This window comes from Congregibacter sp. (assembly GCF_965662665.1).
Taxonomy (GTDB): Bacteria; Pseudomonadota; Gammaproteobacteria; order Pseudomonadales; family Halieaceae; genus Congregibacter.
On the sequence record NZ_CBFIIF010000015.1, the window covers coordinates 32,662 to 43,624 of the forward strand.

7 protein-coding genes, 3 tRNA genes and 1 pseudogene are annotated in these 10,963 nt (G+C 57.0%); 5 read left to right on the forward strand and 6 right to left on the reverse strand.

What is annotated here, in order from left to right; translation table 11 throughout:
• Nucleotides 1-115: 115 nt before the first annotated feature.
• The 5 genes from ACTG39_RS08125 to ACTG39_RS08145 all read left to right on the forward strand — a co-directional run bounded on the left by ACTG39_RS08125 (nt 116) and on the right by ACTG39_RS08145 (nt 2,712).
• A tRNA-Pro gene (locus tag ACTG39_RS08125) sits at nt 116-192 on the forward strand.
• A gap of 130 nt (nt 193-322) precedes the next feature.
• Nucleotides 323-398: transfer RNA gene (locus ACTG39_RS08130), tRNA-His, on the forward strand.
• A gap of 111 nt (nt 399-509) precedes the next feature.
• A tRNA-Arg gene (locus tag ACTG39_RS08135) sits at nt 510-586 on the forward strand.
• Between the two features lie 91 nt (nt 587-677).
• Entirely contained in the window at nt 678-1,505 is an 828-nt protein-coding gene (locus ACTG39_RS08140) for a peptidylprolyl isomerase (protein WP_439107047.1), read from the forward strand.
• Between the two features lies 1 nt (nt 1,506).
• Entirely contained in the window at nt 1,507-2,712 is a 1,206-nt protein-coding gene (locus ACTG39_RS08145; RefSeq protein ID WP_439107048.1) for a HupE/UreJ family protein, read from the forward strand.
• A 49-nt stretch (nt 2,713-2,761) separates the two neighbouring features.
• Here ACTG39_RS08145 and ACTG39_RS08150 read toward each other — a convergent pair whose 3' ends face one another.
• From ACTG39_RS08150 to ACTG39_RS08175, 6 genes and pseudogenes are all read right to left on the reverse strand, one after another.
• Nucleotides 2,762-4,366, reverse strand: coding sequence for a M81 family metallopeptidase (locus ACTG39_RS08150; protein ID WP_439107049.1), 1,605 nt, complete (start codon nt 4,364-4,366; stop codon nt 2,762-2,764).
• Between the two features lie 28 nt (nt 4,367-4,394).
• Nucleotides 4,395-5,783 (reverse strand): CapA family protein, encoded by a 1,389-nt coding sequence (locus ACTG39_RS08155; RefSeq protein WP_439107050.1) that lies wholly within the window; start codon nt 5,781-5,783, stop codon nt 4,395-4,397.
• Between the two features lie 248 nt (nt 5,784-6,031).
• Nucleotides 6,032-6,739 carry a fumarylacetoacetate hydrolase family protein gene (locus tag ACTG39_RS08160; RefSeq protein WP_439107051.1) on the reverse strand — a complete coding sequence of 236 codons (708 nt, stop codon included), beginning with the start codon at nt 6,737-6,739 and terminating at the stop codon, nt 6,032-6,034.
• Between the two features lie 103 nt (nt 6,740-6,842).
• Nucleotides 6,843-7,463 (reverse strand): TetR/AcrR family transcriptional regulator, encoded by a 621-nt coding sequence (locus ACTG39_RS08165; protein WP_439107052.1) that lies wholly within the window; start codon nt 7,461-7,463, stop codon nt 6,843-6,845.
• Nucleotides 7,460-10,615: an efflux RND transporter permease subunit gene (locus ACTG39_RS08170; protein WP_439107053.1), complete on the reverse strand. Its 3,156-nt coding sequence runs from the start codon at nt 10,613-10,615 to the stop codon at nt 7,460-7,462. Before ACTG39_RS08170 ends, ACTG39_RS08165 begins: the two co-directional genes overlap by 4 nt.
• Nucleotides 10,616-10,617: 2 nt before the next feature.
• Nucleotides 10,618-10,963 (reverse strand): annotated as a pseudogene (locus tag ACTG39_RS08175) (hypothetical protein); the annotation flags it as partial.

Here is a 10,963-nt window from a genome sequence, read left to right on the forward strand (position 1 = left end):
CGCTCCCTAAATCGGGCTTGCTCACAGCTTGCAGCAAAGGTAGTGTGGACTGTGTGTTCGGGGTTGTTTCGGTGGCTCAGGTCATTGTGCAATTTGAGTTGTTTAAAGGTTATATCGGGGTATAGCGCAGTCTGGTAGCGCGCCTGCTTTGGGAGCAGGATGTCGGGAGTTCGAATCTCTCTACCCCGACCACCTTTAACACCGCTCAACCAGCATTACTCAACACAACCCTCCGATATAGCGCTGCTAGTAGGTGATCTCTCAGCATTGCTCAGATTGATTTACCGTTGGTTTGCTTCAGTTGCTTGGAAACCGTTTAGTGGTGGCCGTAGCTCACCAGGTAGAGCACCGGATTGTGACTCCGGAGGTAGCGGGTTCAAGACCCGTCGGCCACCCCATTACCCTTATCATCCTCGTGTTTATCGCTTACCGGATTGTTTCTTAAGCGTAGGCAACGGTTCCATCGATGTCGCGCAGCACCTACAATTGCGCTGCCACTTTTGAAATACGCGCTCATAGCTCAGCTGGATAGAGCATCGGCCTTCTAAGCCGGCGGTCGGGGGTTCGAATCCTCCTGGGCGCGCCAATATACGAAGGGTCTGTACCGGAGACATTCTTTACAGTTTTCCCTGACAGGGTAAGCAGACTGTCCGGTCTTGACGCCAGGGACTAGGAACGTGAAGCCGACCGATGGCCTTTTGATTACCGCGGTAGTGATGGGTGTGTTCATCGCTCTGATCGGTTTGCTGGATGGTGGTGACTCGTCGCTGGATGACGCCACTGCGGCGCAAGTGAATGAGACCACAATTCCTGCGGATGAGTTGCGAAGCCTCCTCGAGCGACGGGCCCAGGAAGGGGCGCCTGTGGATCAACTGCTGGGTACTCTGGATGACATGATTGACGAGGAGTTGCTGATTCAGCGTGCCTCGGAACTCGGTATTCTTCGCCGCGATTCTAATGTCCGCATTGCGATTATTCAGGCCATGGAAAAGTCCATTCTGAATGAAGAGCGCGGCCGCAAGGTGTCGGACGCTGAGCTTGAAAACTTCTACAGCGACAACCAGTCGCTTTTTACCGAGCCGCTGACTATCCGGGTTGAAGAGCTTGTGGTGAGCGATGGAGAACAGTTGCGATTAGCAGATTCTGCCCTTCGGGAGGGCGTCGATATCGAAGCGCTGGCCGCGGGGAACCCCGCGGTAACGATGAGCCGCCTGCCCCCGGTCCCGCTCAGCCTCGATGCTCTGGCCAGGCGCTTTCCTGCGGAGGTTGTTAGCTGGCTGCAAACCGCAAAGGAGGGTGAGGTGCTGGCTTACGAAGGGAGCCGCGACTTCCGTCTCATCCGTGTTGTTAACCTAAGCGAGGCGCGGGTGCCGCCCTTCGAAGAGGTTCGCCTATCAGTCGTCAACGAGTTGCAACTGCGACGCCAGGACCTTGCCTATGACGAGTACCTGGACTGGCTGAGGCAGCGCGCAGAAATACGCAAAAACCCCCACTTGGCGCCCTAGCATGCGACACCTTATTGTCTGGTTGCTGCTTGCTCTGTTACCGGCGCCGCTGCATGCCCATTCCTTGGGCGAGAGCTATGGCGTTCTGCGAGCAGGTCCTGGGGAGCAGAGCTTTACCATTACCTATAACATGCGGCGAGATCAGTTTTTGCAGCTCGCTGATTTACGTTACTACGCCCATCAATCGCCGCTAGATATCGTTGGGTCCGTGGTCAAAGATCGCTATCAGCTTTTCACACCCACCGGTGCCTGCGAGAAAACCCGTTTCGCTACGACGGAAACCGAGACGTTTTTGCAGGCCAGTTTCGTTGCTACTTGCCCTGGCGAAGGTCCTGTTGAGCTCCGCGACAATGCGTTCTTCGAGCTCCTTCCGGATCACCTGCACTTTGTGCGCGTCAGCAGCGTCGATGGTGGCTTTGTCGGCGAGCGCGTGCTTGATAGGGCTAACCGCGTGTGGGCGCTTCCCGAGGCGCCCTCGGTTGCGCTAGCGGACGTGGCGGCGCGCTATGCGCGTTTAGGCGTTGGTCATATGGCGTTTGGCTTCGACCATCTGGCCTTTCTTGCATCGATCCTGCTCCTGGTGGGCGGTGTAAAGCCACTCGTGTTTGCGATCACCGGTTTCACCGTCGGTCACAGCATCACCCTGGCATTGGCCGTTCTCGGCCTGGCTGTCCCCAATGGTCAGATGGTGGAGGCACTTATAGGACTGACCATCGCACTAGTCGCCGCAGAAAGCGTGTTCCGGCGTCAATCGCGCTTGGGCGTTTATGCGGGGGCAGTCTTCACTGGCGGCGCGGTCATCGTGCTCTTAGGGGTGTTCAGGAGTGGGCCGGACCCGCTCACCATGGTCGGGATAACGTTGTTCTTTGGTGCCTACCTCTTACTGACACGCGAGCACAGGGCTTGGATGCCCGGACTGACGCCCTTGCTGACAGCATTTTTTGGTTTGATTCACGGCTTCGGCTTCGCCGGGTCTTTGCTGGAAATTGGCCTGCCTGGAGAGCAACTCGCCGTTGCCCTGTTGGCGTTTAATCTCGGAATTGAGCTTGGTCAGCTGCTCATTGTAGGGGCGCTGCTCCTCGTTTTGCTGTTGTTCGCGCGGATGATCCCTGCTGTGAAAACTTTGCAGATCCCCGCATCGAACGTGCTCGCAGGCGCGTTAGTTACCCTGGGTATGTTCTGGTTTGTCGATCGCGGCTTTGCCTGATCGCTTAGAGCGCCAGTATTTCCGTCGCCTTTAGCCCTGAAAAGAGCGATCAACGCCGGTCAGGGGGTGTGCCGTAGGGGTAAAGATCGGTCAGCTCCACGTTGTCGTAGCTCAGAGAGTCCAGCCGTACGGTCCCGACGAAGCCTCCCGGAGCGTCAACGATGTAAATAGAGGGGGAGTAGCCCGTCTCGTCGAAGCCGCGACGGAAGTGCACCCGTGACTTGGTGACAAAGGCCTTAAAGTCGTCAGGGTCAAGACCGCCGACTTCGAGCTGCTCGGTCCAGATGATCTGGCGCAGGGCCGGTGTGATGATCAGCGAATTGTCTTCGCCGAATTCCACGATAGCTATCGTGTCGTAGCCCAGCCCCTCACCGATATAGCTTAGTGTGCCGGTAATCTGTACGGGCTTGCCGCTGGAGTCTGCCGCAAAACCACCCACGGGCATATCAAAGGCATCGCCGGGCTGGGCCTCGGAGGACAGCAATTGCTGGATCACAAGTTCGTCACGAACGGTGCCGTAGAGCACGCCGCTTAATCCTTGTTTAACGATTTCGTCGAGTATCCATGTGGAATCGCCATTGCGATCGCTGTAGTCCGCAAGCACCACGGGGCTCACTCCGCCTTCGATATCATTGATGGCCCGGGACACGGCTTCTTCGGGCATGAGCAGTTCAGTGTCGAACATTTGCTCACGCACCCGCCACATGTATTCGTTCATATCGTCGGCGATGCGATCAGCGAGCGCCTGGTCGTTGTTGGTGATGACCTGAATATTGGCGCCAAGATCGGGAACGTCTGACCAGGGGAAGCCGAGCGCTACGCTGACGAACACGTCGGTTTCTCGGGATTCCCAGCGGCGGGCGCGTTCGTAAATGTCCATGTAGGGCGAGCGGCCCGTCCATTGCAGTACCGTGGGAGTGACAATGCCCGGGCGCCGCGTCGCGCCGGTGGGCTCATAGGAGCCGCGGATGGTCCGCAACAGCAGTCGAGCTGCTCGCTCGCCCTGTAAACCGGTGTCGTAGTGGGGGTAGCGCTTGATGACCAGCGATATGTCGGCCCACTTGAGGAATTCTTCATCTTCATTCGCGTGGAGATCAAAGGTTGCCGCGATAGGCACATCCGGACCCACGACTTGGCGGATGCGTTTGGCAACCTCTGCCTCCGGGCGGGGGATATCCCGAACCGCCATGGCACCGTGCATAGCGAGGTAAACGCCGTCGACCGGCATGGCTGCCTCGAGATCGGCGATCTGTCCCGCCATGATTTCTTCGAAGGTCTCGCGGGTAGACCAGCTGCGCGAGGAGCCCCCATAAACGCCAGGGGGCGAGGTCAGTCCGATGAGTTCTACACCCTGATACTCACGCATGGCGCTGGTAAATCCCTTGGTGTATCCGCCTGCGGTGAGTACTTCATCACCGACATCCATGTCGCGAATCTTTGTCCAGTCTTCCATGGTCACGTCTCCGCCCGGGCAGAAAGTGCAGGTTTCGTGGGAGAAGCGGAGCACGGCAATGCGTAGCGGCTCGGGAGTCGCTGCCGCTGTTGTTGTCGTAGGCATCGGCGCGACGCTCTGGGGGGGATCTTCGGTTCCACCGCAGCCAGCGAGACTAATGCTGAAGACGGCGATAAGTAACCATTGCGTGGATCTAATCATAAGAGCGTTCCCGGGATGAGCTGCTGCGTTAGTTGTTTGGAAGTTCGACATAGCCAACTCCACGTCGCTCAGTGATCTTTGTGCCAAAGGGTGCTGAGCGTTCTTTTAAATCATTGATGATCTTCGCGCCGAGGGTGCGATCGGCCAACATGGGTCGTCCCCGAACCTGGCGGGGTAGCCCGTGGCCCAGGGTTATTGGGTGCAACGCAAGCTCTACGAGCTGTTGATTTTCAAATACGGGTATCGCAACTACGGCTTCCCAGATTTCTGGATTGGCAGGGAAACCGCTTGTGTCATTTTTATAGCGCTTGTCGTTAAAGTCAGCGACGTGGGCGTTTGCATCAAGGTCGTAGCGCGCATAGTTGTCGTAGGGCAGTCGCAGCAGCGTTTCGTTCTGAAAAATAAAATCCCCGAGGCTATAGAGAATCGGCTTGCCCTCGTAGATTTCGATGCCCCGCAGGGCATGCGGGCCATGACCCACAAACACATCGGCACCGGCATCCACCATAGCCCGTGCAAATACAGGAATAAATTCTGCCGGCTCCGACCGCTTTTGGCCCTCGTGGGCATGAATCGTCACGATGACGAAATCGGCAAGGCGCTTGGCGTTGCTGACCACGGCAGCGATAGCTCTCATGTCATCTTCGTTAGCGGTGGTTCGCACCCGATTGCTATCAGCGACCTTGAAGTCGCTACCGAAGAGCTTCAGCTCATCCGGCTTGTCTTCCTTCAGGCCTCGCGGCTGACCGTCCTGATTACTGAACTGACCCAGCGTCATGCCCAGAGCCTTAAGGCGCTCAAACTCCTTTGCTTCTACTTCGTAGGTTGTGTTGTAACGGAGCGGGTTGAGCCCTGGCCGCGGCGGCATGTCGTCGCGGGACGGTCCGGCCCCCATGTGCTTTGCAAAGGACGAGGAAAGTGAAATCAGCGCAACGCGGGCTTTGCTGGTTTCGAGAAACTTAGCTTCCCGCGCCTCGGCTAGACTTTCGCCAACGCCGGCGTCTAGTAATCCCGCGTCGCGTACGTGGCGGGAAGTGATTCGCATGCCCTCAACGCCGTAGTCCCCGGTGTGGTTGTTGGCGCGAGCGAGGAGGTCAAAGCCTGCCCAGGAAAGCTCCGCGGCAAGGCCGGGATCGGCACGCATCCAAGTGCCACCACTGACCGCCATGGGGTAGGTCTCATAATCATGGAACAGCACTTCGAGGTTGGTGAACGCAATATCTGCATCGCGGATTAACTCGATCATCTGCAGGTACTCTGGCTCGTTATACACGGAGAGCTTGCGCGTGATGATGGAGTCGCCGGTGAGGGCCATGGTAAAGCGCTCGTTGGCGGATCGAAATTCGGCCCAGCTGGCGACGGAAAACACCAGACAGGCGAAGCTGGCAGCTACAAGGCCAAGGGTTTTCACACTCATCGTTATCGACGTACTGGCTGACGTACTGGCTGACGTAGTGGCTGACGTAGTGGCTGAAATAGCGGCTGACATAGCGGTCACCGAAGTAGGGGGAGTGTCACGTTCTTTAAAACGCTGTGTCTGTTGTACTGATGAGCGTTCACGCTTGTCAAGTCTGTGAGCGCACAGACGCTCCAGGGACTGCCCGGTAAATGCCGAACCGTTTGCTCCGAGGAGAGGGGTGTCGCTTTAATCTATAGCGCAGGGACTCAGCAGACCAGGGTATGCTCGAGAGGCGTTAAGCCTGCTATGGCTGCAACAACCTGATCGCCCGGTACCAGAGGTCCCACTCCGGCGGGAGTGCCGGAGAAGATGAGATCGCCTGCCTGCAAGGCAAACAGTATGGATAGACAGCTGATAATTTCTTCTGTGGACCAAATCATGTCTCGAACATCGCCTGATTGGCGTAGCGCACCGTTCACCGAGAGGGATATTTTTCCACTATTAATATGACCGCAGACACTAACAGGACTGATGGCAGCGATAGGTGCGGATTGATCAAAGCCTTTGGCCGTATCCCAGGGGCGTCCTGCCTTCTTGGCCTCGGCCTGGAGGTCTCTGCGCGTGAGGTCGTTACCCACGGCATAGCCGTAAACATGATGTAAGGCGTCTTCCTTGGGGATAGCACTGCCGCCTTCGCCCAGGGCGATGACCAGTTCGACTTCATGGTGAAGGTTGTTCGTAGCGCCGGGGTACAGAACGTCCTTACCGCCAGTGACAATTGCATCCGCGGGTTTAGTGAAGAAGAAGGGGGGTTCGCGATCGGGGTTCGCACCCATTTCTCTGGCGTGTTCGGCGTAATTGCGCCCAACGCAGAAGATACGTCTTACGGGGAACAAGGATTCGCTTCCCTGGATGGGAACGCCAACCGTGGGAGGAGGTATCACCACAAACTGTGATGTTTTTGACGCGTCCATAAGTTTAATCCCGACAAATGAATAAGGTTTCTGATCGAGCGCTTAGCTACTTGCAGGTGGGTAATCCAACGCCGTACTGAGCAGCCGTAGTTGGCTAAGTCTGCTACGCCGCAGAGGTTTTCGCCAGCCCAGCCATGAATGTGCGCGTGGTGCTATCGAGCATTTCGGGAATATCCGCATTGGGATAAAAGTAGGGCAGCTTCCCGCTCATGGAAATCGCGCTCATGCCGTGAACCATTGACCAGAGCTTTACGGCGAGATCTAAAGTGTCGACGTCGTGGAGCTTCTGCTCTGCGGTGTAGGCGTCGACAGCATCCACCAGTTGATAGAAGCCCGCAGCCTTTTTGTCGAAGCCCTCGGCATCCATGGCACGTGCGCCCTGATCACCCCACATCAAATCGTAAAAAGCGGACTTGTTGATAACGTAATCAATGTAAGCATGGCCGATGGAGATAATGCTTTCAATACTGCCTTTCTCGGTGCTTATCACGGCTTCTCGCACTCGCTCTCCAAGACCGTAGTAGGCAAGCTGGCTCACCGCTTCAAGGAGCGCCTCCTTGTCGCGAAAGTGTCGATAGGGCGCAGCTGTGCTGACTCCCGCACGCCGAGCTGCGTCTGCCATAGCAAAGTTCAGAGACCCGCTGTCTTCTATGAGTTCCGCCGCAGCGAGGATTAGCGTGTTTCTCAAATCGCCGTGATGGTAAGTCTTTGTGGCCTGATTCATGCTGCCGTACTCAAAAGCTGCGCCCTTTTGTTGTCCAGAAGTGTTGGATGTTGCTCAGCTTGAAGCCGACGATGCTTTCGTCGGTAGCACAGCATAAACATAGGGGGAATATAGAAGAAAGACACCACGGTAGATAGTAAAACACCTCCTGCGATCGCCATAGCAAAGGGCGGCCAGAACTGGCTCCCTTCCAGGATCAGCGGAAGAAAACCGCCAAAGGTGGTGATCGTGGTGGACACGATATGCCGGCTGGAGTCCATGACTACATCACGGACTGCCTCGGGCTCTCCGCGCGCCGCGCGCGTATCCAGCTGTAATGCGGTGAGAATAATAATCGCTGCATTGATTGAGACGCCGATAGATCCTATGACACCAATGAGAGCCTGCACGCCAAAGGGATAACGAAAGATGGCGAGGGAGAGCAGACTTAGCCCCATGGACAGTACGAAGACGGTGAAGGCCACCGCAGACAGCCTCCAGGAGTTAAAGGTCATTACGATCGTTGCGATGAGTGCCGCCACGATCAATCCCATGGGCGCAATGATGTTTTGAACGACACTAGCTCTGGCATCAGAGGTGCCGCCATACTGATAGCGATAGCCAAAGGGTAGGGCAACCGGATCATCTTCGAGAATGTCCTGCAACTGTTTGAGCGCGCCCTCAGCTAAAACGCCACGGGTCACAAAGCCTTGTACAGTGTTAATGCGCTCGCCGTCCCTGCGCGTGATGGGACTGTTTGACGGTTCGAGACTGAATTTACCCAGAGTGCTTAGGCTGATGCTTTGCAGAGTTCGGCTATCGCCGTCGGGACTCGGCAGTGGTAGGCGAATACTGGCGATCTGCTCGGGATCGGCCCAGTCGCTTTCAGTGAAGCGGGCACGCACGGGTAAGCGTTGAGTGCCTTCAAGAATTTCGCCGCCGATACGTCCCCGCAGTGCGGCATCGAGGGTGTCTGCGACGGTCGCCAGATCAAGCCCTGCCATGCGCACGCGCTGCTCGTCGAGCTTGAAAACGAGCTTTGGAGCGCCCGCAACCAGTCCGGTGCTGCTGTGAGTAATATCGGGAACACGCTCCATGCGCAGGCGGAAGTCCTCGCCGAGCCGGCGCAGCGTTTCCAGGTCAGGGCCAAACAAGTCAATCTCAAGGGGAGCCGCGACGGGAGGTCCTTGGTCGATGCCAAGAACAACAATCCGCGCCTGCGGATACTCCGCATCCAGCTCTTTTTGTAATCTCCGGATAAGATCATCCGTGAGATTTTCATCGTGCGTCAGCACCATGGCCTGTGCATAGCTTGGGATGCCTTCTTTGTTGCGTACCAGGTTGTAGTAAAACTGGGGAGAGCTCTCGCCCACCGTCCAGTCAACCCTGCGCACAAGGGGTTCCCCGCGCAGACGCTCGTCCAGCTGCTGAACTAGATCGTAGGTGTCCGTGATCGAGCGTCCGGGCGGTAAAGTAACTTTCAGTGACAGCTGATCGCGGTCGGTGCCCGGGAAAAACTGCGCAGTTAAAGTGGGATAGGCGAGAAAGCCCGCAATAGGAAGTGCGAGTGCCAGCGCAACCGATCCCAAGGGATAGCGAATAGACCAGTCAAGGGCGCGGCTCAAAGCGCGACCCATAAAGCCACTGGATAGACCTGCTTCCCACCAATGGTCACCTTTGTTCAGCCCCCCGGGAAGTAGGCGCGCGGCCAGAACCGGCGTGATCACGAGGGCCAGTACCAGAGACGACCCGAGCATGATGATCACCGCCTTGGCGATAGACCCCATGAAATCGCCGGCGGGTCCCGGCAAAATGACCATTGGAACAAAGGCCAGAATCGTAGTTGCGGTAGAGGACAGCAAGGGAATACGCATGCGATGAACGGCTTCAGCGATCGCATCCAGGGGCGCTTGTTTTGCCAAGAGTCGTTTGCGCACCTCGTCGGTCATAACGATGGATCCGTCTACCAGCAGACCCAGGGCTACCACGAGCCCGGTTACCGACATCTGGTGTATCGGCAGGCCTATCTGATTCATGATCACCAGAGAGACCAGCGTACATAAGGGTAGTATCACCGCCACGACTGCGGCCGCGCGAAGACCCAGAGTGAACAATAAAACCAGAAGTACCAGCGCTACACCGATGGCGAGGTTGCTTATGACCTCTTTTAGTCTTTGCTCTGTGTAGCTCGCTTGGTTGTAGCTACTGGTAATTTCTATTCCCGCCGGTGCTTGCGCCCTGAAGTCGTCCAGAAATAAGTCAAATTGCTGGCTCCATTGATCAACCTGTAAGCCTTCATTCATGGCGATGCCCAGCAAGATACCTCGCCGACCATCTGTGTGTGCCAGTGCCATGGGCGGTGTTTGCTCTGCTCGGTAGACTCTTGCGATATCGCCCACGCTGACAGCGTTACCGCTGCTGTCTGTGCGCACGATGACGCTGGCCACTCGGGCTGCAGAATCGAATTCTCCGTCTATCTCAATGAGCAGGTCGTTGGTGTTGCCGCTCGCTCGCCCCGAAGCTCGCCGTGGGTCTGCACCGCGCAGGGCGCGAGTAAGCTCGGTGATGCTGATGCCCCGGGCAAGCAGGGATTGCTCATTGATGTCCACGCGTATCTCTTCCGAAGATTCACCGTAGACATCTACAAACTGCGTGCCCCGAAAGTTACGCGCCCGCTCGGCTAAATCTTCGGCGCTGCGACTGAGTAGCGGAACGGACAGCTCGTAGCCTGGTGCGGAGGTTAGGGCGAGGATTCGTACGTAGGCCGTGGTGCGATCGTTATCAAAGACCGGTGACGCCACTCCCTGGGGAAACTGTCGGCTTGCATCGTCGATGGCGTCTCGTACTTCAGACCAGGCCCGCTCGATAGCACCGGCATCAAGAGTATCGTAGAGCTCAATCACGATCGATGAAACGCCGGTGGAGGAGGTGGACTTCACCTCATCGACCTCGGCAACGGCGCGCAGTTCCTCTTCGAGGGGCTTGCTAACAAGTGCTTCGATCCTTGCGGGCTCTGCGCCCGGGAAAAACGTAGTTACCGTGGCAGCTAAGTTCGTAATAGTAGGGTCTTCCTGGCGGCCCAGGGAGCGCATGCTCGATGCGCCTACCATCAAGACAACGACTACCGTGAGCCAGAGATAGCGGCTATGGGAATACAAGAGTTTGGCCAGCACGCTTAGGACCCCGCTACGTCGCTGCTAAGCTGCGCCAGAGATGCATCAGCTTCCGGGAGAGGAGCGACTAATGTCCCGGGCGCAATGCGATGAACTCCGTCAGCAATAAGCTTGTCGCCATCATTAATCGAGCCGCGAACGTAAGCACGATCACCACTTACATGAAGAACTTCTACTACCTCACGAACGGCCGCCATCCCACCGTCGCTATCTTTCAAGGTCAGGACGGTCCAGACGCCGCGCTCTCCCTCAATGAGTGCCGCCAGTGGCAGCCAACCGCCCGTTTCCGGCTCGTCGCGAGGGAGACTGACGGAAACAGGTTCGCCGTCAAAAGCATCGATGTTGGGG